The organism is Streptomyces sp. WM6378 (genome assembly GCF_001279695.1).
GTDB lineage: Bacteria > Actinomycetota > Actinomycetes > Streptomycetales > Streptomycetaceae > Streptomyces.
On the sequence record NZ_LGDD01000328.1, the window covers coordinates 105,764 to 131,037 of the forward strand.

Sequence of the window (25,274 nt, forward strand, 5' to 3'; positions counted from 1 at the left end):
CAAAAAGGGAAAAGGGAAAGTCGAACGCGCTCGGGACGGCGTCAGCTACAGAGAATGTCGGCCACGCTGTGCCCGGTCACGCCGATGAGCGCCAGCTCGATGGCGGCGCGTTCGGGGGTGGCGTGACGGTGCGACATGCCGAGAAATATGAACGACCCGCCGTTCACTGTCAATCGAGAACGAGACGGTCGTCCCACATCGTGGACATGTCGCACCGTGTCCGGATCAACCCTGGGGATACACCCACGGGTTGGGCAGGCACTTGATCCCGTCGATGTCCAGGGACTTGGTCTGCTGCTGCATCACCGGGGCGAGCGCGCCGGGCGTGCGGCAGCTCACATGGTTGTGGCCGAGCCGGTGGCCGACCTCGTGGTTGATGAGCATCTGCCGGTACGCGAGCATCGCCTTGCCCCAGCCGAAGGTCACGGAGCCCTGCGCCCAGCGGTAGGCGTTGATCATCACGCGGTCGGTGGCGGCCGAGTCGCAGGAGACGTTGTCCTCATTGGTGTCGAGCCCGGACTTGGCGCACCAGGTGCCGGTGGTCCCGGGGCTGGCCAGCGTGATGATGAAGTCCGGCTGGCCCGACGAGATCCGCTCGAAGGTCATCGTGCCGCCGTGGCCCCAGCTGCGGTCGTCGTTGAGGGTCTTCTGCACGGCCTCGGCGAACAGGGCGCCGTCCAGGCCGAGCCCCTGCTCGACGTCCACCCGGTAGCGGTACTTGCGCCCCTTGCCGGGCGCCGCTTCGAACCCGGGCACGGCGTCGAACTTGCCGGACGCGGTGAGCTTGGGGTCCAGCGGGAACTGCTGGGCCATCTTCTGGTCGTACGTCTGGACCGCGGGGGCCGCCTGCGGGGTGGCCCGCCCGCTGCCCCGGGAGGCCGAACTCCCGTCGGTGTCACGGTCGTTGTCGCCGGTGGACCGGCCGGCGACGTCGTGCTTGTCGCCGTCGGAGGTGACCTGCCCGGCGACGACGACCGCGAGCACGGTGGTCACCGCGGCCGCCGCGATCCCGGTGAACGTCCGCCCCTTGGACCCCTTGGACTCTTTGGCCCCCTTGGACCCGGTGTCGGGTTCGGGCGCCGATGGCCCGTCCCGCAGCGGGGCCGGGGCGGCGACGGTGCGGTTCGCCCCGGTGTCGGCCGGCCCGGGTCCGTCGAAGGCCTCGGTGTAGGAGCGGCGGGGGCCCGGAATGCGGGCCGCGGCGCCGTAAGGATTCTGCTGGACGGTGTGCGGCCTGCCCGGCCAGTCGCCGTGGCGGACCGAGGCGTCGCGTCCGCCCTCGGAGTGCTGCGGGTGCCCGCCGCGCACCTGCGGGGTGCCGAAGGCCGGGGTGCCGCCGCCGTGGTGCGGGGCGGGGCCGTCGTCGCCCGGGGCCTGCCGTCTGCGTCGGCCGCCGCCGGAGGCGACGGCCGGCTCGGCCTGCGGGGCCGGGGGCGCTTCGGATATCGGCGCCTCTCCGCTGGAGCCCTTGGGTCGGCTGTGTCGTCCCACGCCCCGGATCAGCTCCTGTTTTCTCGGTCGTCGGTTTCCCGGTCGGCGCGGTGTCCGTCGGCGCTCTCGTCGATCAGTTCCCGCACGGCCTGGGCGACCGTCTCGGGGTACTCCATCATCGCCACGTGCCCGGCATCGGGCAGCGTGAGGAGCCGCGAGTCACGGAAGGCGGCCGCGGCCCGGCGGGCCATCCGGTACGAGACGAGCTGGTCGCGCTGTCCGTAGACGAGCAGCGTCGGCGCGAGCACCCGCTCCGCCTGCCGCCACAGTCCGTGCTGGCCGCCCAGCGTGTACGCGTCCACGATGCCGCGCGCCGAGCGGGTCATCGCGTCCCAGAAATACGGGAGCTGGAGGCGTCGCTCCATCTCCTGGACCGCGGCCTCGAACCCCTCGGGGCTCACCCGCCCGGGGTCGCCGTAACAGAGCGCCATCACGCCCCGGGTGCGGTCCTCCGCAGTCCAGTCCCGGCTCAGCTTCGCGAACAGGGAGGCGACGCCGGGCAGCGCTATCAGCGCGGTCGGCCAGGCGCTGCGCTGCACGCGGATCTCCGGCAGCGCGGGCGAGATGAGGGTGAGGGTGCGCACCAGGTCGGGGCGTACGGCCGCGACGCGGGTCGAGACGGCGCCGCCCAGCGAGTTGGCGATGAGGTGGACCGGGCCGCGGCCCGCCGAGTCGAGCAGGCGGATCACGGCGCGGGCGTGGCCGGTGACCGAGTAGTTGCCGTCGTCCGGTGGCGGGGAGTCCCCGAACCCGGGCAGATCGAGCGCCTCGCCGTCCAGGCGGTCGGCGAGCAGCGGCATCAGCGTCGACCAGTTCTGCGAGGAACCGCCGAGCCCGTGGACGTACAGCGCGGGTTCGAGGCCAGGGCCGGTGCCGGGACGCGACCGGATGGTCAGGGTGAGGCCGGGCAGGCTCACGGAGCGCAGCTCCTCGCCCTCAGCGACCCTGACCGCGCCCACCCGTGGTGCCAGGGAGGCGGCGGCGAGGGTTTCCGGCAGCTCGGTCGAAGACATGCGGCAATGTTACGAGACGATCACACCGTGGTTCATGTGTTCGCCGTCACAGGCCGTATAGCGCCTTCCCCGGGGAACTCCTAGGCTCATAAGGGAGCCCCCGAATCACTCGAAGTGTAGGAAAAGGGAGCAGCCATGTCCGTCGATCCCAGCGATCCGGAAACCTTCCAGGACGAAGACGACGACACCGCGGAACTGTCCGAGGAGACCAACGAGGCGGACGCGGCCGAACAGCACAAGGACGTACGGCAGGACCACGACGACCCGCTGACCCGCGTCGACCCCGGCGCCGCCAACGAGGCCGACGCCGTCGAACAGGCGCGCGTGGTCGCCCTCGACGAGGACGACTACCGATGATTTGTTCGGTTTCCCGCGGGTATCTCCGGCTACCCAGCGCGTCCGGTCCGTGAAATTCTGCGTTCGCACCGCGCACAGCCGGGTTACCCAAAAGTACGATGGCGGCGCGCGTACATCGCGCACCAGAACAACTTTGGGAGGCGGCGTGACAGCCATCGAGCAGACCGAGGCGGCGCGCCCGCGAGGCACGCGCCTGCCGCGCCGGGCCCGCCGCAATCAGCTTCTGGGCGCGGCCCAGGAGGTTTTCGTCGCACAGGGTTACCACGCGGCCGCGATGGACGACATCGCGGAGCGCGCGGGCGTCTCCAAGCCGGTGCTCTACCAGCACTTCCCCGGCAAGCTGGAGCTCTACCTGGCCCTGCTTGACCAGCACTGCGAGTCACTCCTGCACGCGGTCCGCACCGCTCTGGCGTCGACCTCGGACAACAAGCTCCGCGTCGCCGCGACCATGGACGCCTATTTCGCGTACGTCGAGGACGAGGGCGGCGCGTTCCGGCTCGTCTTCGAGTCGGACCTGACCAACGAGCCCGCCGTGCGCGAGCGCGTGGACCGGGTCAGCCTCCAGTGCGCCGAGGCCATCTCGGACGTCATCGCCGAGGACACCGGCCTCTCCAAGGACGAGTCGATGCTGCTCGCCGTGGGTCTGGGCGGGGTTTCCCAGGTGGTGGCCCGCTACTGGCTCTCCAGCGAGTCGGCCATCCCCCGCGACCAGGCGGTCCAGCTCCTCACCTCGCTCGCCTGGCGCGGTATCGCGGGCTTCCCGCTGCACGGCACCGAGGGCCACTGAGCGGCCGGCGCGCGTTCATTCCTGAATTCTGTTCGCTCCTGGCGTTCTGCGACCGGCCATTTCCTGTCGCCTCCCCGGGCTAATGTGTGCAGCGTACGGCGCGGCTGACCGCGCACCGCACGAGGTCGGAGGGACATAGCCGTGGAGGTCAAGATCGGCGTGCAGCACGCACCCCGGGAGATCGTTCTGGAGAGCGGGCAGTCCGCCGAAGAAGTCGAGAGCGCGGTATCCGACGCCCTCGGCGGCAAGGCGCAGCTGCTCAGCCTCACGGACGACAAGGGCCGCAAGGTCCTGGTACCGGCCGACAAGATCGCATACGTGGAAATCGGCGAGCCGGCGGTCCGCCGCGTGGGCTTCGGCGCGCTGTAGTACACAAGGACACCGAAGAAGGGGTGTCACCAGTGATCACTGGTGACACCCCTTCTTTTTCCTTTTCGAAGGATCTTGCTCAGTGGACCCCCGCACCGTGCAGGGGCCGCCGCTCTTCGGGAGCCCCCGGAAGCGAGGGCCCCGGCCGGTCCTGCCGACGGGCCGGAGAGTTGAGGCGTACGTCTTGGATGCCGCGCTTCATGGAATCGCGGACCCACTTGCCGACGGGGCGCTCCACATGGCGGTGGATGAGCCAGGCGGTGGCCGTCATCAGCGCGATCACCGAAGCCACCAGGACCGGGGCGGGGAGCCGGTCGCGGAAATGGTGGATCAGCGTCATGCCGATGAACATGTGGATCAAATACAGCGGATAAGTGATCGCTCCGGCGATGGAGAGCCACCTCCACCGCACCTTGTCGAAGACGCCGAGGGCGATAGCACCGACCACCGCGAACCCGGCGATGATGATCAGCCGGACCGGCCAGGTCGGCAGGTGCTCGGCGGCGACGTGCCCGAGGTTGCTGGCCATGCGGTAGCCGATGTACCGCTGCGCGAGCAGCAGTTGGAACAGGACGATGCCCCAGAGCAGCGCGTTCGGCCCGAAACGGCGCATCAGGTAGAAGGCGATGCCCGCGATGAAGAACGGCGCGTACTGCGGCATCGCGAACGCCGCGAGCGCCGGGAAGCCGAGGCTGGGGGCCAGGGCCGCCGCCACCGTCCACACCCCGCAGAAGACGAGCAGGTTGCGATAGGTGACCCCGCAGAGCACCACGATCGCCATCAGGACGTAGAACTTGAGCTCCACGAAGAGCGTCCAGTACACGTCGTCGACGTTGGTTGACGATCACGTCGTCCCAGCCACGTATCGACGTGATCTCCGGCCATTCGTCGACGACCAGCGCGGTCAGCGGTACCGCGACCCAGTAGGCCGGAAACAGCCGGGAAACCCGCGATACGGCGAAGTCGCCGAGGCTGCGGCCCCACACGCTCATACAGATGACGAAGCCGCTGACCAGGAAGAAAACCTCGACACCGAGCCAGCCGAACTCGGCGAACCTGTGCAGCGTCGGGAAGACCGTCACCGGGTCGTGTCCCCAGGGTCTGCTCAGCGCGAGGTAGTGGTAGCAGACCACCATCAGGGCGGCGACGAGCCGGAGCCCGTCCAACGCTGCGAGTCTGGGCACCGGCCGACGCTGGCTCATGGTGTGACCGTAAGCACATAAAAATCGGGTCCGGCCAAGGACACGCCCGCGTTGCTTCCTCCCAGTGAGGGGAGGGTTGCGTTCCGCGAGGCTCGGGTAGGACGGCTGTGACTGGATCCGCCCTGGCCGACCCATGGGAGGCGACGCACATGCTCCTTGAAGCCCTTGGCTCCGTACTGCTGGGATTCGCCCTCGCGTGGGCCGCCGCGGCCCGGCTGTCCCACCGGCTGCCCGACCGCCGCATCGTTCTGTCCGTCGGCCCGCTCGCCGGTCTTTTCGGCGCGTTCCTGACCCACTCGGCGATCGGCCCGGGGCACGGGGTGACGACGGTGCTCGGCGCGACCTTCGTCGCGTCCGTCCTGCTCTCGCTGCTGCTGCGGCCGACGCGCCGCCTGCGCCGGTCAGCGGCGTAGGCGGCGGTTCGGCGACTCGTCGGGCGTCGGCTCGTCAGGCAGGTGACCCTTCGGCGCTACGGATCAGGCCGCGAGACCCAGCGCCGCCATCCGCTTGGTGTGGGCCTTGGTGATCCGGGTGAACATCTCGCCGACCGCCGCGAGGTCGAAGCCCGCGGCCACCCCGTCGACCCCGCCGACCAGCATCGTCGAGAGCGCGTCGCGCTCGGCGACCACGCGCTGGGCCTGCGAAAGGGCCTCGCCCATCAGACGCCGCGCCCACAGCGCGAGCCGGCCGCCGACCCGCGGGTCCGCTTCGATCGCGGCCCGCACCTTCTCCACGGCGAAGTTGCCGTGCCCGGTGTCATCGAGGACCGACAGGACCAGGGAGCGGGTGTCGGAGTCCAGGTGATTGGCGACCTCGCGGTAGAAGTCACTCGCGATCGAGTCGCCCACATACGCCTTGACCAGGCCTTCCAGCCAGTCCGACGGGGCGGTCTGGTGGTGGAAGTCGTCGAGCGCCTTGGCGAACGGCTCCATCGCGGCCGTCGGCTCGGCGTCGATCTGCGCGAGCCGGTCCCGCAGCCGCTCGAAGTGGTGGAACTCCGCGGAAGCCATCTTCGCCAGCTCCGCCTTGTCCGCCAGGGACGGCGCCAGCTTCGCGTCGTCCGCGAGCCGCTCGAAGGCCGCGAGCTCTCCGTAGGCGAGGGCGCCGAGGAGGTCCACGACCGCGGCGCGGTACTGGGGAACCGCGGAGGCCGTCGCCCAGTCCTGGGCGGCGATCCCGGTGCGCTCGGGCTCCGGGGTGGTTTCTTCGGCTGCAGTGGCGTTGTCAGACGTCTCCATAAACCGCACAATAGCCCGCCGGGGACGGGCTGTAAGGGCCTCCTTGCTCACACCCGTCGCACCGGTCCCGCGAATTCTCCCAACACACATGCGCGAATCCGGGGTACAGTGGTAATGCGCCCGCCGAGTATTTCGACGGGCTGCACGAATGAGGATGCCCGGTCGGTTGCTCCGGTCGGCTCCGACCCGACAGCCCTCCGCCGGGCACGTTTCAGTACGTGCCACAGAAGAGGGATCCCTCAGCGGCACGAGCGCTTGAGCGACGGCAGTGGTCCCGCGCCACCCGGCAACACGATCGAATCTGATCCCCGCCGGACGAAATGGGCACGGTACGACCCGCCGCGTTCGCCTCCGTACCGCGTCTCACAGAAGAGGCAGCACCCTGACTACGTTCCGAGAGCTCGGGATCCTCCCCGAGACCGCCGAAGCCCTTGAAGCCGTCGGCATCGTGTCCCCGTTCCCCATCCAGGAGATGACGCTCCCCGTAGCGCTCTCCGGCACCGACATCATCGGGCAGGCCAAGACCGGCACCGGCAAGACGCTCGGCTTCGGTCTGCCGATCCTTGAGCGGGTCACCGTCCCCGCCGACGTCGAGGCGGGCCGGGCCACGCCCGAGCGGCTCACCAACACCCCGCAGGCCCTCGTCGTCGTACCGACGCGCGAGCTGTGCCAGCAGGTCACCAACGACCTCCTCACCGCGGGCAAGGTCCGCAACGTGCGCGTGCTCGCCATCTACGGCGGCCGGGCGTACGAGCCCCAGGTCGAGGCGCTCAAGAAGGGCGTCGACGTGATCGTCGGCACCCCGGGCCGCCTGCTCGACCTCGCCGGGCAGAAGAAGCTCGACCTCTCCCACGTCAAGGCGCTCGTCCTCGACGAGGCCGACGAGATGCTCGACCTCGGCTTCCTGCCCGACGTCGAGAAGATCATCCAGCTGCTTCCGCCGAAGCGGCAGACGATGCTTTTCTCCGCGACCATGCCGGGCGCCGTCATCGGCCTCGCCCGCCGCTACATGTCGCAGCCGACGCACATCCGCGCCACCTCGCCGGACGACGAGGGCACGACCGTCGCCAACACCGAGCAGTTCGTCTACCGCGCCCACTCCATGGACAAGCCGGAGATGGTCGCGCGCATACTGCAGGCCGAGGGCCGCGGGCTCGCGATGATCTTCTGCCGTACGAAGCGGACCGCCGCGGACATCGCCGAGCAGCTCGCCAAGCGCGGCTTCGCCTCCGGCGCGGTCCACGGCGACCTCGGCCAGGGCGCCCGCGAGCAGGCGCTGCGCGCCTTCCGCAACGGCAAGGTCGACGTGCTGGTCTGCACCGATGTCGCGGCCCGCGGCATCGACGTCGACGGTGTCACGCACGTCATCAACTACCAGTCGCCGGAGGAGGAGAAGACCTACCTCCACCGCATCGGCCGCACCGGCCGCGCGGGCAAGAAGGGCATCGCGATCACGCTGGTCGACTGGGACGACATCCCGCGCTGGCAGCTGATCAACAAGGCGCTCGACCTGAAGTTCCCCGACCCGGTCGAGACGTACTCCACGTCGCCGCACCTGTTCGAGGAGCTGAAGATCCCGGCGGGCACGAAGGGCGTACTGCCCCGGGGCGAGCGCACCCGCGCGGGCCTCGCGGCCGAAGAGGTCGAGGACCTCGGCGAGACCGGTGGGCGCGGACGCAGGTCCGCCGCCGCGGCTCCCGTCGTCACCGAGGAGCGCCCGGCCCGTACGCGTACGCCGCGTCAGCGTCGCCGCACCCGCGGCGGCTCGCAGGCGGACGGCGTCGAGACCGCGGCCACAGCTCCCGTCGCGGCTCCGGTCGCCGAGGCCGCCGCAGCCACCGAGACGGTGGCCGAGCCGCGCACGCCGCGTCGTCGTCGCCGTACCCGTGTGGGTGCGCCGTCGGCCGTGCCGCAGGCCGCTGCCGCCGCGCCGGTGATCGAGACGGCTCCGGTCGCGGTGGTCGCCGAGCCCGCCACCGTCGTCAAGGCCGAGCCGCGCCGTCGTTCCGCGCCGGTCGCCGCCGCGCCCGTCGTCGAGCCGGTCCAGGCCAAGGCGCGCCGTCGCCCGGTGCGCAAGGTCAAGCCGGCCTCCGAGGTCGGTTTCGTGACGCCGGAGTCGGCCGCGCTGGAGCTGGCCAGGGCCGCGAAGGCCAAGACCACCGCCGCGATCACCGAGGTCGCCGCGGCTCCGGCCGCCGCGGTCGCGGTCGAGGAAGCGCCGGTCAAGCCGCGCCGTACGCGGGCGAAGAAGGCGGCGGAGATCGTCGCCGAGACGGTCGAGGCCGCTGCGGTCGTCGAGACCGAGGCCCCGGTCAAGCCCCGCCGCACCCGCGCCAAGAAGGTCGCCGAGGTCGCCCCCGAGGCGGTCGTCGAAGCGGCCGTCGAGGCGGAGGCTCCGGTGAAGCCGCGCCGCACGCGCAAGAAGGCGGCGGAGGCCGTCGTCGAGACGGTCGAGGCCGTCGTCGAGGTCGAGGCACCCGCCAAGCCCCGCCGCACCCGGGCCAAGAAGGTCGCCGAGGCTGCCCCCGAGGCAGCCGAGGCTCCGGCCGCGCCGCGTCGGACCCGGGCCAAGAAGGTCGCCGAGGTCGCCCCCGAGGCGGCCGTCGAGGCGGAGGCTCCGGTGAAGCCGCGCCGCACGCGCAAGAAGGCCGCCGAGCCCGTGGTCGAGGCCGTCGAGACCGAGGCCCCGGCGAAGCCGCGCCGCACCCGCGCGAAGAAGGCGGCGGTCGCGCCCGAGGCGTAACCAGCACCACCCGAAACGGCCCGGTTCCCCTGTGGGGGTGCCGGGCCGTTCGCGCTGCCTTGAACAGGTTGGCGAACCAGGCTCTCGGAGGCAGGCCGGATACGCTCTACTCATGAGTAAGCCGCGCTCCCTCGACCTTCCGGCGCGTACGCGTGCGTACCGACTGGCCACCCCCCGCCAGGAGTTCGCCGTCCTGGACTCACGGCCCGACGGTGCCATGCGCGGCACTGTGCTGCTGGTGCCCGGGTACACCGGGAGCAAGGAGGACTTCCTCGGGCTCCTCGATCCGCTCGCGGACGCCGGGTACCGGGCCGTGGCGGTCGACGGGCGCGGGCAGTTCGAGAGCCCGGGGCCGCAGCGCATGTCCGGCTACACCCCGCGCGCCCTCGGCGGCGACGTACTCGCACAGGTCGCGGCGCTGGGCGACGGCCCCGTGCACCTCGTCGGCCACTCCTTCGGCGGCTTCGTGGCCCGGTCCGCGGCCCGCCTCGACCCGTCCCCGTTCCTCTCTCTGACGCTGCTGTCGTCCGGCCCCGGCCGGGTCGGCCCCGAGCAGCGCACCAAGATCCGGATGCTCCGGGCGGCGCTGCCGGTGCTTCCGCCGTCGTGGGTGTGGGCGGCGACGCAGTGGCTGGACGGCCGGGACCCGGCGTACGTTCCGGACCCGCCGGAGATCGAGGCGTTCCTTGAACGGCGCTGGTTCAGCACGCAGCCCGCCCAACTCATCGCGACGGGGCGGCAGTTGAGGGTGGAGCCGGACCGCACGGAGGGCCTCGCGGCGCTGCCGCTGCCCCTCCACGTGGCGTACGGGTCCGGCGAGACGGTGTGGGCGGTGAGCGAGCTGGCCCACATGGCCCGCAGCGTGAACGCGCGGCACACGGTGATCCGGGGCGCGGACCACTCCCCCAACGTCTCCCATCCGGGGGTGCTGGTGGGGGCGATGACGGAGTTCTGGTCAACGGTGACAACCGGCCCCACCGCGCCGGCGGCCCCCTGAGCGCTCCCGCGTCTTTGCCGTCCGCCTGCGGACCGCACCACGCGGCGGAGCCGCGATGGGGGTCCCCCCTGTTCGAGCGAAGCCGAGAACTTGGGGAAGCGACCAGCCCCTCGACGGGCCGCGGTCGAAGCGACCGCACCCCGCAGAACGCCTAGTACTGCGACTGAAGGTGCTGCCAGAACCCGTCCCGCAGGGCACGGCGCAAATCCGCATGCCCCCTCAGCGAGTACTGGAGAAGCCGCTCCGCCTCGATGAGCAGGTCCTGGTCCACCGGGCCGGGCAGGTACGGGTGGCCGGGCAGGAGCTCGGCAAGCGCCGCGCGGCCCCGCTCGGAGAGCCACGTCGCGGCGATCCGGGCGCCCACGAACCGCACGTCCTCGCGCGACGGCGCCGGCCCCTCCTGCTCGTACATCGTGACCGGCCGCCGAGTGACGTACGGCTTGCAGAAGTCGAGGTCGAAGGTGCGCTGACTGTCGACCTCCCAGAGCAGCGGTTCCGCCTGGTTGCGCCCCTCGGCGGCCTCGATGCCCCAGAGGTGGACGCGCGCGCCGTAGCCCTGCGCCGCCTCGACCGCCGAGACGAGGTCCTCGTCGCCGCCGATGAGCGCCGCGTCGCTGATCGCGCGGTGCCGGGCCAGCGACTCCAGGTCGGAGCGGATCAGGGAGTCGACGCCCTTCTGCTGGTTGTTGGCGTTGAGGTTGCCGAGCCGGACCTTGACGTCGGGGAGCTCGGCGATCGACTGCTGTTCGGGGGTGTGGATGCGGCGCCGGGCGCCGTCGTACCAGTAGACGCGCAGCAGCCGGCTGTCCGCGAAGATCGTGCGCGCCTTGTCGATGAAGGCCTCGATGAGCCCCTCCGCGTCCAGGTCGAAGGAGCGGCGGTCCTCGGTGCCGGTGACGAGGAGGCCGGCGGCCGCGTAGACATAGCCCGCGTCGACGAAGATCGCGTGCGTGGAGGGTGTCTTCGCGACTTCGGCGAGCATGCGCTGGAGCAGCTCGTTGGTGGCGTCCAGCTTGCGGTCCAGCTGTGCGGCGCGGTCGTCGGGCGCCTGGTCCGGCTGTGGTTCCTGGGAGTCGTCCATACGTTTTCCATTGTCGAGGTCGTGACGCGCGGGACACAACCGGGCACAACCGGTCGCCATCAGAGCCATATCCTTAGCAACTCGAAAAATTTCCTTAGCGTAGGGAATGTTTGCTGGAGGCAACCCGTTGAACAGGGCGGAACGCGTTGCACCGTAGCCACGCAATCCACTCTTAACGGGTGGGCAACCGCCCCGACGCCTCGTGGGAGCAGGCTGTTCTCAGCCCCCCGCACCAGTAGTTCTCCTAGCAGGAGGATCAGACGAAGGGAGAAGCCATGCGCTTCGAAATCATGCGCCTGGACGACGTCGACGGTATCGCCGTTGACAGCACCGTCGTGGACGCCGCCTCCGTCAACCGGATTGTGCAGCAGGCCGCCGCAATGGGTCAGCGCATCTACATCCGCCCGGCCACGTCCGTGGCCTCGTAACGCGTTAGAGGTAGTGCTCCCGCGAGCCGGTCGAACGGCCGCGGGTGCCGTACGTAAAGCGCCCCCGTACAGATCCGTACGGGGGCGCTTCGGCGTGTCAGGGGCTCAACTGCCGTGAATCACCTGGGTGATGCCGTTGATGATCTGCTGCACCGCGAGGGCCGAGAGCATCATGCCCGCGAGCCGGGTCACCAGGACGACGCCGCCGTCCTTGATGACGCGGATGATCAGCAGCGAGTACCGCATGGTCACGTACAGGACGACGTGGATCGCGATGATCGCCGCCCAGACCGAGACCTGCCCGGACACCGAGTCGTGGTTCTGGACGGCCAGGATGACCTGGACGATCGCGCCGGGTCCGGCGAGCAGCGGCATGCCGAGCGGCACGAGCGCGACGTTGACGTCCTTGGTCTGCTTGGGCTCGTCGGTCTTGCCGGTGAGCAGGTCGAGCGCGATGAGGAGCAGCAGCAGACCGCCCGCGATCATCAGCGCCGGGACGTCGATGTGCAGGTAGGTCAGGATCTGGTGCCCTACGAGGCCGAAGAGCGTGATCACTCCGAGCGCGACGGCGGCGGCCTGCCAGGCCATCCTGCGCTGGACCTTGGCGGCCCGGCCGGCGGTCAGCGCGAGGAAGATCGGCGTGATCCCGGGGGGATCCATGATGACGAACAGGGTGAGGAAGAGGGAGCCGAAGACGGCAGCGTCGAACACGGTGAGCCTTGCGAGGTGAGGGGCGTACAGAAGAGGGCCGGTGTGCTGCTGCGCAGGTCGGCCGGGCCCGGCCCCCGGGGCCGCGCGGACGTGCCGGGCGGGGGTTCGAGGAACGGGGATGCGGGGGCGGCGCCCCCGGGGTCGGGAGAGGCGCGCTCTCCCTGCGGTCAGGCGCTTCCGCCCGCACCCGGCACGGGGAAGGCCCCAGTGGCGCGGCGGGTGATCTCGCCGTAGATCTCGGGGTCGGTGGTGCACTCCCCGAGCCGTACGGGCTTGCGGCTGCCGTGGTAGTCGCTGGAGCCGGTGGCGAGCAGCCCCAGCTCGCGGGCGAGGCCGCGCAGCCGCTCCCGGGTGGGGGCGTCGTGGTCGGTGTGGTCGACCTCGATGCCGTCGAGCCCGGCGGCGGCCAGTTCGGCTATCGCCGACTCGGGCACCACCTGGCCGCGCTTGACGGCGAGCGGGTGGGCGAAGACGGTGACGCCGCCCGCGGCCTTGACCAGGCGGATCGCGTCGAACGGGTCGAGCTCGTGCTTGCCGACGTAGGCGCGGCCGCCGTCGGCGAGCCAGTCCGGCACGAAGGCGTCCGAGACGGAGTCGACGACGCCGAGTTCGACGAGCGCCTCGGCGACGTGCGGGCGGCCGACCGAGCCGTCACCGGCGATCCGTGCGACCTGTTCCCAGGTGACGGGCACGCCGAGCTCCTGGAGCTTGGCGACCATGCCCTGGGCGCGCGGCACCCGGTCGTCCCGCACGAGTTCGCGCTCGCGGGAGAGCTCGGGCTCCTCGGGGTCGAAGAGGTAGGCCAGCATGTGCAGGCCGACGCCGTCGATGCGGCAGGAGAGTTCGGCGCCGGTCACGAGGGTGAGCCCGGCGGGGAGCGCGGCGACGGCCTGCGCGTAGCCGCGGGTGGTGTCGTGGTCGGTCAGCGCGACGACGTCGAGCCCGGCGGCCGCCGCGTTGCGGACCAGCTCGGCGGGGGTGTCCGTACCGTCCGACGCCGTGGAGTGGGTGTGCAGATCGATGCGCACGACGCGTACTCCAGGGCATAAGGGGCGGATCAGGGGACAGTCAAGGATAACCGCCCGCCCACGCCTCCCCGCCCGCCCGTGAGCGGACCCGCCATCAGGACCGTCCGGACCGTCAGGACAGGATGCGCGGGGTCAGGGCCCCGCACGGCACCAGTTCCGTTTCGGAGCCCGCGTCGCGCAGATCGGTCAGGACGAGCTCGTCGTACATGAGGAGCCCGGACTGTTCCGGCCACACGATCGCCCACAGCCACAGGCCGCGCGCTTCGCCCGCGAAGACCGCGCGGTCGTCCGGGGTGCCCGTGACGTGCCACAGCGGGGTCGGCCGGCCGGCCGCGAGGAGCTTGGTGTGCGCGGGCTTGTCGACGCTCATGAACGGGCCGGGGTCGGGCGCGTCGATGCCCGCGTACCGCGCACCGAGCCCCACGCCCAGCTCCTCGGCGACCAGGATCAGCTCGCCGATGCCGCCGAGCGGGCCCGGGCCGGAGCAGGCGACGGCGGTCGCACGGCCGCCGCTGCGGTCGTCACCGGCGTACGCGACGCCCGTGAACAGCCAGCCGACGGGCAGCGGCCAGGGCATCCACACCGGCACCTGCGCCCGGCGCACGACGACCTCCAGGGCCTCGACACTGGGCGGGACCACCGGCTGGAGCGGAAAGACGGGCCCGTGCACATCGCACTGCCAGGTGTCGGCAAAGAGACCGGGCGCCCTGACCCGGCCTCCGCACTTCGGGCAACTGGGTTCGCCCCTCATAGAGCCCCACGGTCCTCCCCGGCCGTCGCCCCGTCAAGGACGATCACCCGTCCGGAGTGCGGTCCGCCTGTCGAGGCAGGCGCGGCACGGGCAGGGAGGCCTGGCGGTACGGGCCCGGAGGCCGCCCGGCGCCGCCACGGAGAAAGTAGTTTCATCTTGCACTCATTAGTGCTCCCTAAGTTATTGTGTGTATTGCACAACGATCTTGTGCCCACCATCCAACGGGAAGCGGGAGCAGCCATGCGGCAAGGAAAGGACCCTCTCGACGAAGGCGCAGGAGCCGGCAGCCTGCTGCGTCAGCCCAAGGCGGTCTGGGCGACCGCGGGCGCGTCCGTCGTCGCCTTCATGGGCATCGGCCTGGTCGACCCGATCCTGCCGTCCATCGCCAAGGGCCTGGACGCCACGCCCAGCCAGGTGTCCCTGCTCTTCACCTCGTACTTCCTGATCACCGCCGTCGCGATGCTGGTCACCGGCTTCGTGTCCAGCCGGATCGGCGGCAAGAAGACGCTTCTGGCGGGGCTCGCCCTGGTGGTCGTCTTCGCCGCTCTTGCCGGCACCTCGAACTCGGTCGGCGAGCTCGTCGGGTTCCGGGCCGGCTGGGGACTCGGCAACGCGCTCTTCGTCTCGACCGCGCTCGCCGTCATCGTCGGCGCCGCGGCCGGCGGCAGCGCGGCGGCGATCCTGCTGTACGAGTCCGCCCTGGGGCTCGGCATGGCGTGCGGCCCGCTGCTCGGCGCGGTCCTCGGGGACATGAAGTGGCGCTACCCCTTCTTCGGCACCGCCGCCCTCATGGCGATCGGCTTCATCGCGATCACCGCGTTCCTGAAGGAACAGCCCAGGCCCGCGCGCAAGACCTCGCTGCTCGATCCGATCAAGGCGCTCGGCCACGGCGGGCTCGCCTCGGCCGCGGCGTCCGCCTTCTTCTACAACTACGCCTTCTTCACGGTGCTGGCCTTCACGCCGTTCGTCCTGAACATGTCGCCGTACAAATCGGGCGGCGTCTTCTTCGTCTGGGGCGTGCTGCTCGCGGTGTTCTCGGTGCTGGTGGCGCCGCGGCTCCAGGAGCGGTTCGGCTCGCTGAAGGTGCTCGGCGGATCGCTCGTGCTGCTCGCCGCCGACCTGATCGCGCTCGGCTACGGCAGCCACACCACCGCCGTCGCCGCGACCGTCGCCTCCGGCGCCTTCATCGGCCTCAACAACACCGTGTACACCGAGCTGGCCCTCGGCGTCTCGGACGCGCCCCGGCCGGTGGCGAGCGCGGGCTACAACTTCGTCCGCTGGTTCGCGGCGGCAGCGGCGCCGTACTTCGCGCCGAAGATCGAGGAGTGGAGCGACATCCACGTTCCGTTCGTGGTGGCGGCCGTGGCGGCGGTGCTCGGGGCGGGGATCGTGTGGGCCCGCCGCACTTCGCTCACGCGCGAGGCGACTGAGCGTCAGCCTGCGCATGCTGCGGAGGACGGGGTTTCAGCCTTCGCGAACTGAGCGACCGGCCGGGAGAGTTGACCCTTGACTGCGGGCCGTGGGGGGGCTGGTCGCGCAGTTCCCCGCGCCCCTTTGACGTACGGGTAGCCGCCTAATCCAGCCCCACCGACTTCCGCAGCGGGTCGCGCAGGTCCGTGCCGCCGGCGAGCCAGCGCTCCTCCAGCTCCTTCGCGCCGCGCACCCGCTTCCACGCGGCCTCGTTCGTGGTCATGGGGAGCAGGGGCAGGAAGCGCACCGGGTCCATCGGGGCGTCGAGCTCCAGGTCCTCGACCAGGCCGCCCGCCTCGGCGACCAGGACCGAGCTGAACGGGGCGCCCGGCCACAGCGGTTCGCCGACGTCGAGCGAGGCGCCCGGCGCCACCACGAGGCCCTCGACCTGCGGGGATGCGGCGAGCACGGCGAGCGGGCGGAGCACCTTGTCGGTGTCGGCGAGCCCGGCGCGCACCGACAGGACCAGCTCCGCCCGCGGGCCCTTCACCGGGTCGGCCAGCGCCGAGGTGGGATCGGCCATCGGCTGGGCGGACATGCCGAGCGTGGCGTACCGGACGATGTCGCCGTCGGTGAACCGCAGCACCTCGATGCGGTCCGTACCGAGAAAGGTGACCGCCGCGCGCGCGTCCGGCTCGCCCAGCGCGGTGCGCAGGCGGGCCTCGACCAGAGCAAGAACATCAACCATGGGGCGAGCATAGAAGGCGTATGCAAGCGGCAAAGACGGGGCTTGACGCAACAGTGGGCTGATAGTCTTGGCCGCTGTTCAGGACAGCAGGAAGTCCCCCACGGGGGACCGGCTGGAGGAGGTGGGGCTGCGATGGATCGAAGTCGGCCTGGCAGTACCAACCGCTCTTCCACGCGCCTGCGTTGTTCCCGGTGAGCTGAGACCCTCCCTACCCGGCCCCCGGGTCCGGAAACATCCGAGTCTCCTGGCGTTTCGCCCAACGGAAGAGCACATCGCCTCGCCTTGTCCGTTTCAGTAGCGAACGCCGTCCCCGCGTGCCCCTGTGGTGCCGCCCGCTTTGCGAACGTGTGCGATTGGTGCCCTTCGGGGTCGATTCGACCCTCCGGCCCTCTTCTTCGCTGTACGTCCCCATTCCGGGCAGTTCCAAGTGCCATGCCCCACGACGGCCCTCCGTGAAGGAGTCCTGCCATGTCGATGATCCGTGACCTGCGCGCCGTGGTCCGCCCCGCGCTGCGCAAGACCAGCACCCCCTACAGCGGCTACGACACCACCCGCGACCCGTCGGCGAGCAGTGCCGTCGTGGACTGCGCGGTCTACCGCGACGGGCAGCGCGTCCAGTCCGTCGAGGACACGTCCTGCCTGACGCCCCGTGAGGCGATGCGGCGGGTGCGCGAGGGCGGGGGCTTCGCGTGGATCGGTCTGCACGAGCCGACCGAGGCCGAATTCGCCGGTATCGCGGCCGAGTTCGGGCTGCACCCGCTGGCGGTGGAGGACGCCGTCCACGCCCATCAGCGGCCGAAGCTGGAGCGCTACGACGACACCCTGTTCACCGTCTTCAAGACGATCCACTACGTGGAGCACGCCGAGCTCACCGCGACCAGCGAGGTCGTGGAGACCGGCGAGGTGATGTGCTTCACCGGGCGGGACTTCGTCATCACCGTCCGGCACGGCGGCCAGGGCTCGCTGCGCGCCCTGCGCAAGCGCCTCCAGGACGACCCGGAGCTCCTCGCCAAGGGCCCCTCGGCCGTGCTTCACGCGATCGCCGACCAGGTGGTCGACGGCTACCTCGCGGTCGTGGACGCGGTGCAGGACGACATCGACGAGGTCGAGATCGAGGTCTTCTCGGCCCCGGCCAAGGGCAGCCCGCGCGGCGTGGACGCCGGCCGGATCTACCAACTCAAGCGCGAGGTACTGGAGTTCAAGCGCGCGGTCTCCCCGCTGCTGCGCCCGATGCAGCTGCTCAGCGAGCGCCCGATGCGGCTCGTGGACCCCGACATCCAGAAGTACTTCCGCGACGTCGCCGACCACCTCGCCCGCGTGCAGGAGCAGGTCATCGGCTTCGACGAGCTGCTCAACTCGATCCTCCAGGCCAACCTCGCGCAGGCCTCCGTCGCCCAGAACGAGGACATGCGCAAGATCACGGCCTGGGCGGCGATCATCGCCGTACCGACGATGGTGTGCGGCGTGTACGGCATGAACTTCGACAACATGCCGGAGCTGCACTGGAAGTACGGCTACCCGATCTCGATGGGCCTGGTGGCCGTGGCCTGCTTCGCGATCCACCGCAGCCTGAAGCGCAACGGCTGGCTCTGAACGCTCAGTTGGTCCGGCTCGCCCGTACGACGAGGGCGAGTCCGGCCAGGATCACGAGCAGCGCCGGGTAGGCCAGGGCCGGGGGCTGCTGGCCGAGCCAGAGGGCCGCGATGAGGGCGGCGCCGGGGGTTTCGAGCAGGATCGCCGTGGAGGTGACGGACGGGCCGAGGCTCGCCACCACCCGGTTCAGGAGGGAGTGGCCGAGCAGCTGGGCCGCGAGCGTGAGCACCGCGAGCTTCAGCCAGGTCGCGCCGTCGTACGAGGTGAGGTCGGCCCCGCTGACGAGGGCGGCCGTCAGGAGCCCGGCGGCGGCCGTGCCGTAGCAGAGGTAGGTGTACGGAACGGTGTCCACGCTCTTGCGGACCTCGGCGCCGAGCAGCACGTAGCCGGCCGCCGCGATGCCGCCGCCGAGCGCGAGCGCGTCTCCGGCCAGGGCCCGGGTCGACAGGCTGAGGTCGACGCCCGTGAGCATGACGACTCCGGCGCACGCGGCAAGGGTGCCGGCCCACACCAGGCCGGGCGGGCGGTGGCCGCGCAGGCGCAGCGCGATGGTCGTCCATATCGGGGTGGTGGTGCACAGCGCGGTCGACGAGGCGACGGACGTCATGCTCAGGCTGGGCAGCCACAGCCCGAAGTGCAGCGCGAGGAGAGCGCCGGCGCCGACGGTGAGCCCCACCTCGCGCCGGGTCAGCGCGCGCAGCCGGGCGCGGTACTTGAACCAGGCCACCGGAGTCAGCACGCCGACCGCGAGGGCGTTGCGCCAGAAGGCGATGGCGAGCGCGGGCGCGGCGGTGGCGGCGATCAGCGGCGCGGACAGCGAGACGCTGGAGATCGCGACGGCGAGCAGGACGACGTCGATGCGGGGGACGCCCGCGGCGACCTGCGGCGCGGGGGTGGTGGCAGTGGTCACGGCGGAAGCGTAAGGGGCATGGCCGGATTACGGAACTGACTGTTCCCCGGGGCCTCTACTGTGGTGGCATGACGCAAACGTTGCTCGACCAGGCCCTCGTCGAGGAGGCCACGAAGAAGTCCGGGCTCATCTGGGTGCGCGGCACCGGGGTGGCCGAGCGGGCCCTGTGGCACGTGTGGCTCGACGGGGCGGCGTACGTGGTCGGGGGCGGCCCGGGCGAGCAGCCGCTGGAGGGCCTGGCGGACGGCGCCACGGCGGCGGTGACGGTCCGTTCGAAGGACAAGGGCGGGCGCCTCGTGGCATGGACCGCGAACGTCTCCGAGATCCCCTCGGGCACGGCCGCCTGGGACGCTGCGGTGGCGGAGCTGAAGGGCAAGCGGTTGAACGCCCCGGACGGCGAGGCGATGCCGGCCCGCTGGGCAGCGGAGTGCCGCCTCCTGCGCCTGACCCCGACGGGCGGGCTCGGGGCGATCCCCGAAGGCTCCCTGGCCACGGCCCCGGTCGCGTCCCCGGCGACGACGCGGCACGCGGTGCCCGCGGCGCTGCCGAGCCTGCTGTTCCGGCGGAAGCGGCGCTGAGCGGGGGCACCCCGGGTCAGGTCTTGGGCAGTTGCTGCCCGTAGTCCACCGTGTCTCCCTTGGCCGGAGCGGCCAGCGCGAAGTCCTTGTTCCAGTCGGCCAGTTCGAGGACGCCCGCCCCGCCCGCCCGCTCGAAGCGGAGGGGATAGGGCGTGCCCTGGAGGGAGACGTCGAGGGTGCCGCCCTCGCCGTCCTTGCCCGCCGCGATCCGTACCGTACGGACGTTGCCGACCTCGGACCGGTCGCCCTTGGACAGCGCGCCCTGCAGCCCGAGCATCCCCTTGAGCAGCACGGACTTCTCGGTGAACCCGCGCAGCTGCTGGTAGGCCGGGTCCCCCGACGGCACCTTGACGTACTTGTCGTCGAGCTTGCCCGCAGCCGAAGCCGCACCACCCGACTCGCTGTGCGACCAGAACCCCGCGTTCGCCTTGAGGAACAGGTCCTCCCCGACCCGCAGCAGCCCGAACGTGCTCTTCTGCGACGTGACCGTGCCCGTCCCGCCGCTGCTCTTCAGCCTCATGTCGATCTTGTACGAGCCGCCCTTGCTGACCAGCGTCCCCGAGAGCCGTACCGCGTCGGCCCCGTCCGCCGCCGTCCGCGCCCGGTTCTCGATCTCGGTCGCGGACAGCTTGCCGACGCCGTTGGTCCCCTCGTCGGGATCCGTACCGCACGCGGTGAGCCCCGCGGCGAGACCCGCGCACAGCGCGAGGGGCAGGGCGGCCCGGCGGGCCTGGACCCGTACCCGTACCCGTACGGACAAGGGGGATGAGGTCACCTGCGCACTGCCTCTCACATCGATGTAGGGGGGTCGGCAGACCGCACCCTACCCGCAGTGTCTACGCTGCCCGGCAGAGCGCCGTACGGCCGACCCGCAAGGGCGTACCGCGGCGCCACCGGCTAGCCTGAAACCCTTGTCCCGCAGCGATCGCGGTGGTGCGGAGCAACCCTGAACAGTAAGGAGGCGCTCGTATGGCGGCAGGCGCCCCCCGGGTCTTCGTATCGCACCTCTCCGGCGTCGCCGTCTTCGACCCCAACGGCGACCAGGTCGGCCGCGTGCGCGACCTCGTGGCGATGCTGCGGGTCGGCCGCCGGCCTCCCCGGCTGCTCGGCATCGTCGTCGAAGTGGCCGGCCGCAGGCTGATCTTCCTGCCCATGACCCGGGTCTCGGGCGTGGAATCGGGCCAGGTCATCACCACCGGCGTCGTCAATCTGCGCCGCTTCGAGCAGCGCCCGACCGAGCGCCTCGTCCTCGGCGAACTCCTGGACCGCCGGGTCACGCTGGTCGAGACCGGCGAGCAGGTGACCGTCCTGGACGTCGCGATCCAGCAGCTGCCGGCCCGCCGCGACTGGGAGATCGACAAGGTCTTCGTCCGCCGGGGCAAGGCGGGCGCGCTGCGCCGCAAGGGCGAGACGCTGACCGTCGAGTGGTCGGCCGTCACCGGCTTCTCCCTGGAGGAGCACGGTCAGGGCGCCGAGAACCTCGTCGCCACCTTCGAGCAGCTGCGCCCCGCCGACCTCGCCAACGTCATGCACCACCTCTCGCCCAAGCGCCGCGCCGAGGTGGCCGCCGCCCTCGACGACGACCGGCTCGCGGACGTCCTGGAGGAGCTGCCCGACGACGACCAGGTGGAGATCCTCGGCAAGCTCAAGGACGAGCGGGCCGCCGACGTCCTGGAGGCGATGGACCCCGACGACGCCGCCGACCTGCTCTCCGAGCTGCCCGAGGAGGACAAGGAGCGCCTCCTCACGCTGATGCAGCCCGACGACGCCGCCGACGTGCGCCGACTGCTCTCGTACGAGGAGCGCACCGCGGGCGGTCTGATGACGACCGAGCCGATCGTGCTGCGCCCGGACGCCACGGTCGCCGACGCCCTGGCCCGCGTGCGCCAGCAGGATCTCTCCCCCGCGCTCGCCGCGCAGGTGTACGTGTGCCGGCCGCCGGACGAGACGCCGACGGGCAAGTACCTGGGCACCGTGCACTTCCAGCGGCTCCTGCGCGAGCCGCCGTTCGCGCTGGTCAGCTCGGTGGTGGACAGCGATCTGAAGCCGCTGCCGCCGGACGCCTCGCTGCCTTCGGTGACCAGCTTCCTCGCCGCGTACAACATGGTCGCAGCGCCCGTGGTGGACGCGAGCGGCTCGCTGCTCGGCGCGGTGACCGTCGACGACGTACTCGACCACCTGCTGCCGGAGGACTGGCGCGAGACGGAGTTCCACGGGCCGGAGGGGGTACCGGATGGGCGGCACTGACCGGGCGGAGGAGCGCACCCGCGCGAGCGGCGCCAACGCGTTGCCGCGCGGCCGCACCCGCCTCGACCAGCCGCGCGCGCCGCGCGTGCGGCTGCTGCCGGAGTGGGACCCGGAGGCGTTCGGCCGGTTCAGCGAGCGGATCGCCCGCTTCCTGGGCACCGGGCGGTTCATCGTCTGGATGACCCTGATCATCATCATCTGGGTCCTCTGGAACATCTTCGCGCCGAGTTCGCTGCGCTTCGACAACTATCCGTTCATCTTCCTGACCCTCGCCCTGTCGCTCCAGGCCTCGTACGCGGCCCCGCTGATCCTGCTCGCGCAGAACCGGCAGGACGACCGCGACCGGGTCACCCACGAACAGGACCGCAAGCAGAACGAGCGGTCGATCGCGGACACCGAGTACCTCACCCGCGAAATCGCCGCGCTCAGGATGGGCCTCGGCGAGGTGGCGACCCGCGACTGGATCCGCTCCGAACTCCAGGACCTGGTCAAGGAGATGGAGGAGCGCAGAAACGTATTCCCGTCGGAGCGGACGTACGGACGTGACGAAGGCGACCGCTGACAGGGCTTTCCGTACTGTGCGGTAAGCGCCGTACCATCGGCTGTATGGCTACGGAAGACGCGGTGCTTGAGGCACTGGCGACGGTGAACGACCCCGAGATCCACCGACCGATCACTGAGCTCGGCATGGTCAAATCGGTTGAGATCGGTGCGGATGGAGCGGTTGCCGTCACGGTGTACCTGACCGTCTCCGGGTGCCCGATGCGCGAGACCATCACCAAGAACGTGACCGAGGCGGTCGAGCGGGTCGAGGGCGTCAGCCGCGTCGACGTGACGCTCGACGTGATGAGCGACGAGCAGCGCAAGGAGCTCGCGACGTCGCTGCGCGGCGGCACCGCCGAGCGCGAGGTGCCCTTCGCCAAGCCCGGCTCGCTGACCCGCGTCTACGCGGTCGCCTCCGGCAAGGGCGGCGTCGGCAAGTCCTCGGTGACGGTGAACCTCGCGGCCGCGATGGCGGCGGACGGCCTGAAGGTCGGTGTCGTCGACGCCGACATCTACGGCCACTCCGTGCCCCGCATGCTGGGCGCCGACGGCAGGCCCACCCAGGTCGAGAACATGATCATGCCGCCGTCCGCGAACGGCGTGAAGGTCATCTCCATCGGCATGTTCACGCCGGGCAACGCGCCGGTCGTGTGGCGCGGCCCGATGCTGCACCGCGCCCTGCAGCAGTTCCTCGCGGACGTGTACTGGGGCGACCTGGACGTCCTCCTGCTCGACCTGCCGCCGGGCACCGGTGACATCGCGATCTCGGTGGCCCAGCTGGTCCCGAACGCCGAGATCCTCGTCGTGACGACCCCGCAGCAGGCCGCGGCCGAGGTCGCCGAGCGGGCCGGTTCCATCGCCGTGCAGACCCACCAGAAGATCGTCGGCGTGGTCGAGAACATGGCTGGGCTGCCCTGCCCGCACTGCGACGAGATGGTCGACGTGTTCGGCACCGGCGGTGGCCAGAAGGTCGCCGACGGCCTGACCAAGACGACCGGCGCCAACGTGCCGGTGCTCGGCTCCATCCCGATCGACGTCCGCCTGCGCGAGGGCGGCGACGACGGCCGCCCGGTCGTCCTGTCCAACCCGGACTCCCCCGCGGGCGCCGCCCTGCGCGCCATCGCGGGCAAGCTGGGCGGCCGCGCCCGCGGCCTGTCGGGCATGTCGCTGGGGATCACCCCGCGCAACAAGTTCTAGGGCCTGCCCGGCGGATCTTGGGGCGCGCGGCACTCGCGCCCCCCTAAGCCCGGACGGACAGCACCGCGAGGTACTCGGCCAGCGCCTCCTTCGTACGCGAGAGGGGGAAGCGGGCGCCCAGTTGTCCGTCGGGGCGGACGATGAAGCCGGTCGGGCCCTCGGGGCGGTAGATCCGTGCGAACTCCCCCGCTGTGTCCAGGTATCCGGGAACCGGCAGCTCCGCGACGGCCGACAGGCCGGCCGGGGTGCCGGGCGCCTCCCGGGGTTCGGTCCCCGGGGCGACGACGGCCACCGTCCGCAGCCCCCGCGCCTGATGGGGAGTCGGCGCGGCCGTCCCGATGGCGCGGGCGCCTTCGAGCTCGGCGGCGGCCCGGGCGGCGACCGGATCGACGGGGTCGGTCAGGTAGAGGATCACGGCGTGCCCCGGGCAGCCGCGCAGCACGTCGAGCAGCCGCATCCGGTACGTGGTCAGTGGCGCGGCCAGGCCGTCGCAGTCCGGGGCGCGGTCGCCCGGCTGGGGCGCGTCGGCCGGGCCGTACGGGGTCGTGGCGAGCGGGCCGTCGCGGTACTCGATCAGCAACTGGGCTTCGCGGAGCATCAGCGTCCGCGGGTCGTCGGGGTCGGCCTGGACACCCTGGGCGGAATGCCGGACGGTCCGCCCCACGACCTCCTCGCCGACCGGGCGGCGCTCCGCGTCGTAGCTGGTGAGCAGGGCGGATCCGGCCGAGCCCCGCAGCACGAGGGCGAGCTTCCACGCCAGGTTGCAGGCGTCCTGGATGCCGGTGTTCATTCCCTGGGCGCCGGTGGGCGGATGGATGTGGGCGGCGTCCCCCGCGACGAAGACCCGGCCCTCGCCGTAGTGGTCGACGATCCGGTGGCTGATGCGGAACACCGAGGACCAGCGCATGTGGGAGAGAACGGCCGGGGCGGGGGCCAGGCGGTCGACGACGGCCTGGATGTCGGACAGCTCCGGGACGCGGTCGCCGCCGAGCCCGTGGGCCACGCCGTCCGGGGCCGCCCCGGTACCGCTGGTGGCTGCGGCGCCGCCCTTCGCCGGGCGTTCGGCTACGAGTTCGGGCGGGGCCAGCATGGACACGCGGTACCGGCCCGCACCGGGCAGCGGCACGCAGACCAGCAGGTCGTCGACCGTGCCGTCCGCGGCGCGGTGGCTGGCCTGCACGCTGTAGCCGGCCGGAAGGTCCCAGTCGGCCTCGATGTCGGCCAGCATGTAACTCGTGGGGAAGGCCCCGCCCTCGAAGGAGAGCCCGAGACCCTTGCGGACGGCGCTGTGCGCGCCGTCGCAGCCGATGAGAAACCCGGCCCTGACCTCCTCCTGGCCACCGGAGGCGGAGTCGAGGAGCGCGGTCACACCGTCCGCGTCCTGGCTGAAGGACAGCAGTTCCGTCTCGCGCTCGATGGCCGTGCCCAGGCCCGCGAGGTACTCCTCCAGGAGGCGTTCCGTCTCGTACTGCGGCAGCGCGGCGAACCCGTACGGCACTTCCGGCGGCAGCTCCAGTTCCATCCGCGGCTGCTCGACGCCGTTGACGTAGGTCAGCTGGCCGTGGAGCGGCACGGCCGCCTCGACGACTTCGCGGGCCAGGCCCATCCGGTCCCAGATCTCCAACGTGCGGGGCTGGACGCCCACCGCCTTCGCGTACGGAAGCCGGGCCGGCAACAGGTCGACGAGCCGGATGCGTACTCCGTGCACGGCGAGCCCGGCGGCCGCGCTCAGGCCGACCGGGCCTGCGCCCACGATCAATACGTCGGTGCTGCGGGTGTGCGCCACGGGTGCCTCCCGGTCTCCGCCTGCCGGCCCCGGTCCCCTTCCAGTGTGGCGCCACGAGAGCAGCGC

26 protein-coding genes and 1 pseudogene are annotated in these 25,274 nt (G+C 71.4%); 13 read left to right on the top strand and 14 right to left on the bottom strand.

Annotated features, from left to right (window positions below; translation table 11 throughout):
• Positions 1 to 41 precede the first annotated feature (41 nt).
• From ADK54_RS48625 to ADK54_RS35535, 3 genes are all read right to left on the bottom strand, one after another.
• A complete protein-coding gene (locus ADK54_RS48625; RefSeq protein ID WP_317617795.1) occupies positions 42 to 137 on the bottom strand; it encodes an Ms4533A family Cys-rich leader peptide in 96 nt (31 codons plus the stop codon).
• A gap of 88 nt (positions 138 to 225) precedes the next feature.
• Complete coding sequence (locus tag ADK54_RS35530) at positions 226 to 1,491, bottom strand: DUF3152 domain-containing protein (protein ID WP_053729920.1); 1,266 nt, start codon at positions 1,489 to 1,491, stop codon at positions 226 to 228.
• 8 nt (positions 1,492 to 1,499) lie between these two features.
• The gene (locus ADK54_RS35535; RefSeq protein WP_053729921.1) at positions 1,500 to 2,504 is read right to left on the bottom strand and encodes an alpha/beta fold hydrolase; all 1,005 of its coding nucleotides are present in this window, start codon (positions 2,502 to 2,504) and stop codon (positions 1,500 to 1,502) included.
• A gap of 135 nt (positions 2,505 to 2,639) precedes the next feature.
• Here ADK54_RS35535 and ADK54_RS35540 point away from each other — a divergent pair, with 135 nt between their 5' ends.
• The 3 genes from ADK54_RS35540 (at position 2,640) to ADK54_RS35550 (ending at position 4,017) form a co-directional block, all read left to right on the top strand.
• Complete coding sequence (locus tag ADK54_RS35540; protein WP_053729922.1) at positions 2,640 to 2,861, top strand: hypothetical protein; 222 nt, start codon at positions 2,640 to 2,642, stop codon at positions 2,859 to 2,861.
• Positions 2,862 to 3,006: 145 nt separating this feature from the next.
• Positions 3,007 to 3,648 carry a TetR/AcrR family transcriptional regulator gene (locus ADK54_RS35545; protein ID WP_053729923.1) on the top strand — a complete coding sequence of 214 codons (642 nt, stop codon included), beginning with the start codon at positions 3,007 to 3,009 and terminating at the stop codon, positions 3,646 to 3,648.
• Positions 3,649 to 3,789: 141 nt separating this feature from the next.
• Positions 3,790 to 4,017, top strand: a complete 228-nt coding sequence (locus tag ADK54_RS35550) for a DUF3107 domain-containing protein (protein WP_053729924.1) — start codon at positions 3,790 to 3,792, stop codon at positions 4,015 to 4,017.
• Positions 4,018 to 4,096: 79 nt separating this feature from the next.
• Here ADK54_RS35550 and ADK54_RS35555 read toward each other — a convergent pair whose 3' ends face one another.
• Positions 4,097 to 4,840 (bottom strand): acyltransferase family protein, encoded by a 744-nt coding sequence (locus tag ADK54_RS35555; protein ID WP_234392346.1) that lies wholly within the window; start codon positions 4,838 to 4,840, stop codon positions 4,097 to 4,099.
• 79 nt (positions 4,841 to 4,919) lie between these two features.
• Positions 4,920 to 5,354, bottom strand: a pseudogene (locus tag ADK54_RS48630) (acyltransferase family protein); the annotation flags it as partial.
• Here ADK54_RS48630 and ADK54_RS35560 point away from each other — a divergent pair.
• Positions 5,327 to 5,632, top strand: a complete 306-nt coding sequence (locus ADK54_RS35560) for a hypothetical protein (protein ID WP_420717463.1) — start codon at positions 5,327 to 5,329, stop codon at positions 5,630 to 5,632. The pseudogene ADK54_RS48630 and the gene ADK54_RS35560 overlap by 28 nt on opposite strands.
• A 63-nt stretch (positions 5,633 to 5,695) precedes the next feature.
• Here the strand turns inward: ADK54_RS35560 and ADK54_RS35565 are convergent, their stop codons facing one another.
• The gene (locus ADK54_RS35565) at positions 5,696 to 6,457 is read right to left on the bottom strand and encodes a ferritin-like fold-containing protein (RefSeq protein ID WP_053729926.1); all 762 of its coding nucleotides are present in this window, start codon (positions 6,455 to 6,457) and stop codon (positions 5,696 to 5,698) included.
• Positions 6,458 to 6,929: 472 nt separating this feature from the next.
• On the opposite strand from ADK54_RS35565, the gene ADK54_RS35570 reads away from it, so the two are divergent.
• Both ADK54_RS35570 and ADK54_RS35575 read left to right on the top strand, forming a co-directional pair.
• A complete protein-coding gene (locus ADK54_RS35570) occupies positions 6,930 to 9,200 on the top strand; it encodes a DEAD/DEAH box helicase (RefSeq protein ID WP_053729927.1) in 2,271 nt (756 codons plus the stop codon).
• A 112-nt stretch (positions 9,201 to 9,312) separates the two neighbouring features.
• Positions 9,313 to 10,197, top strand: coding sequence for an alpha/beta fold hydrolase (locus ADK54_RS35575; RefSeq protein WP_053729928.1), 885 nt, complete (start codon positions 9,313 to 9,315; stop codon positions 10,195 to 10,197).
• Positions 10,198 to 10,348: 151 nt separating this feature from the next.
• On the opposite strand, the gene ADK54_RS35580 is transcribed toward ADK54_RS35575, so the two are convergent.
• On the bottom strand, positions 10,349 to 11,278 hold the full coding sequence (locus tag ADK54_RS35580) for an NYN domain-containing protein (RefSeq protein WP_053729929.1): 930 nt from the start codon (positions 11,276 to 11,278) through the stop codon (positions 10,349 to 10,351).
• 275 nt (positions 11,279 to 11,553) lie between these two features.
• Between ADK54_RS35580 and ADK54_RS47005 the strand changes: the two genes are divergently transcribed.
• On the top strand, positions 11,554 to 11,706 hold the full coding sequence (locus ADK54_RS47005; protein WP_199827104.1) for a hypothetical protein: 153 nt from the start codon (positions 11,554 to 11,556) through the stop codon (positions 11,704 to 11,706).
• Between the two features lie 105 nt (positions 11,707 to 11,811).
• Here the strand turns inward: ADK54_RS47005 and ADK54_RS35585 are convergent, their stop codons facing one another.
• The 3 genes from ADK54_RS35585 to ADK54_RS35595 form a co-directional block, all read right to left on the bottom strand.
• Positions 11,812 to 12,417, bottom strand: coding sequence for a MarC family protein (locus tag ADK54_RS35585; protein WP_053729930.1), 606 nt, complete (start codon positions 12,415 to 12,417; stop codon positions 11,812 to 11,814).
• Positions 12,418 to 12,584: 167 nt separating this feature from the next.
• Positions 12,585 to 13,445 carry a PHP domain-containing protein gene (locus tag ADK54_RS35590; protein ID WP_053729931.1) on the bottom strand — a complete coding sequence of 287 codons (861 nt, stop codon included), beginning with the start codon at positions 13,443 to 13,445 and terminating at the stop codon, positions 12,585 to 12,587.
• 112 nt (positions 13,446 to 13,557) lie between these two features.
• Positions 13,558 to 14,196: a DUF6758 family protein gene (locus ADK54_RS35595; RefSeq protein WP_053729932.1), complete on the bottom strand. Its 639-nt coding sequence runs from the start codon at positions 14,194 to 14,196 to the stop codon at positions 13,558 to 13,560.
• 240 nt (positions 14,197 to 14,436) lie between these two features.
• Between ADK54_RS35595 and ADK54_RS35600 the strand changes: the two genes are divergently transcribed.
• The gene (locus ADK54_RS35600) at positions 14,437 to 15,678 is read left to right on the top strand and encodes an MFS transporter (protein ID WP_053729933.1); all 1,242 of its coding nucleotides are present in this window, start codon (positions 14,437 to 14,439) and stop codon (positions 15,676 to 15,678) included.
• Positions 15,679 to 15,769: 91 nt separating this feature from the next.
• Here ADK54_RS35600 and ADK54_RS35605 read toward each other — a convergent pair whose 3' ends face one another.
• Positions 15,770 to 16,354, bottom strand: a complete 585-nt coding sequence (locus ADK54_RS35605; protein WP_053729934.1) for a suppressor of fused domain protein — start codon at positions 16,352 to 16,354, stop codon at positions 15,770 to 15,772.
• Between the two features lie 468 nt (positions 16,355 to 16,822).
• Here ADK54_RS35605 and ADK54_RS35610 point away from each other — a divergent pair, with 468 nt between their 5' ends.
• Entirely contained in the window at positions 16,823 to 17,947 is a 1,125-nt protein-coding gene (locus ADK54_RS35610; protein WP_053729935.1) for a magnesium and cobalt transport protein CorA, read from the top strand.
• A 4-nt stretch (positions 17,948 to 17,951) separates the two neighbouring features.
• Here the strand turns inward: ADK54_RS35610 and ADK54_RS35615 are convergent, their stop codons facing one another.
• Complete coding sequence (locus ADK54_RS35615; RefSeq protein ID WP_053729936.1) at positions 17,952 to 18,857, bottom strand: DMT family transporter; 906 nt, start codon at positions 18,855 to 18,857, stop codon at positions 17,952 to 17,954.
• Positions 18,858 to 18,925: 68 nt separating this feature from the next.
• Between ADK54_RS35615 and ADK54_RS35620 the strand changes: the two genes are divergently transcribed.
• Positions 18,926 to 19,435 (top strand): hypothetical protein, encoded by a 510-nt coding sequence (locus ADK54_RS35620; RefSeq protein ID WP_053729937.1) that lies wholly within the window; start codon positions 18,926 to 18,928, stop codon positions 19,433 to 19,435.
• Between the two features lie 16 nt (positions 19,436 to 19,451).
• Here ADK54_RS35620 and ADK54_RS35625 read toward each other — a convergent pair whose 3' ends face one another.
• Positions 19,452 to 20,210 carry a hypothetical protein gene (locus ADK54_RS35625; protein ID WP_053729938.1) on the bottom strand — a complete coding sequence of 253 codons (759 nt, stop codon included), beginning with the start codon at positions 20,208 to 20,210 and terminating at the stop codon, positions 19,452 to 19,454.
• A gap of 194 nt (positions 20,211 to 20,404) precedes the next feature.
• Between ADK54_RS35625 and ADK54_RS35630 the strand changes: the two genes are divergently transcribed.
• The 3 genes from ADK54_RS35630 to ADK54_RS35640 are packed head-to-tail and all read left to right on the top strand — an operon-like array spanning position 20,405 to position 23,422.
• Positions 20,405 to 21,682 (top strand): magnesium transporter MgtE N-terminal domain-containing protein, encoded by a 1,278-nt coding sequence (locus ADK54_RS35630; protein ID WP_053729939.1) that lies wholly within the window; start codon positions 20,405 to 20,407, stop codon positions 21,680 to 21,682.
• Complete coding sequence (locus ADK54_RS35635) at positions 21,669 to 22,244, top strand: DUF1003 domain-containing protein (protein WP_053729940.1); 576 nt, start codon at positions 21,669 to 21,671, stop codon at positions 22,242 to 22,244. The genes ADK54_RS35630 and ADK54_RS35635 overlap by 14 nt, the downstream gene beginning before the upstream one ends.
• A 44-nt stretch (positions 22,245 to 22,288) precedes the next feature.
• Positions 22,289 to 23,422: an Mrp/NBP35 family ATP-binding protein gene (locus ADK54_RS35640; RefSeq protein ID WP_053729941.1), complete on the top strand. Its 1,134-nt coding sequence runs from the start codon at positions 22,289 to 22,291 to the stop codon at positions 23,420 to 23,422.
• A gap of 43 nt (positions 23,423 to 23,465) precedes the next feature.
• On the opposite strand, the gene ADK54_RS35645 is transcribed toward ADK54_RS35640, so the two are convergent.
• Complete coding sequence (locus ADK54_RS35645) at positions 23,466 to 25,208, bottom strand: FAD-dependent monooxygenase (RefSeq protein ID WP_053729942.1); 1,743 nt, start codon at positions 25,206 to 25,208, stop codon at positions 23,466 to 23,468.
• Positions 25,209 to 25,274 lie beyond the last annotated feature (66 nt).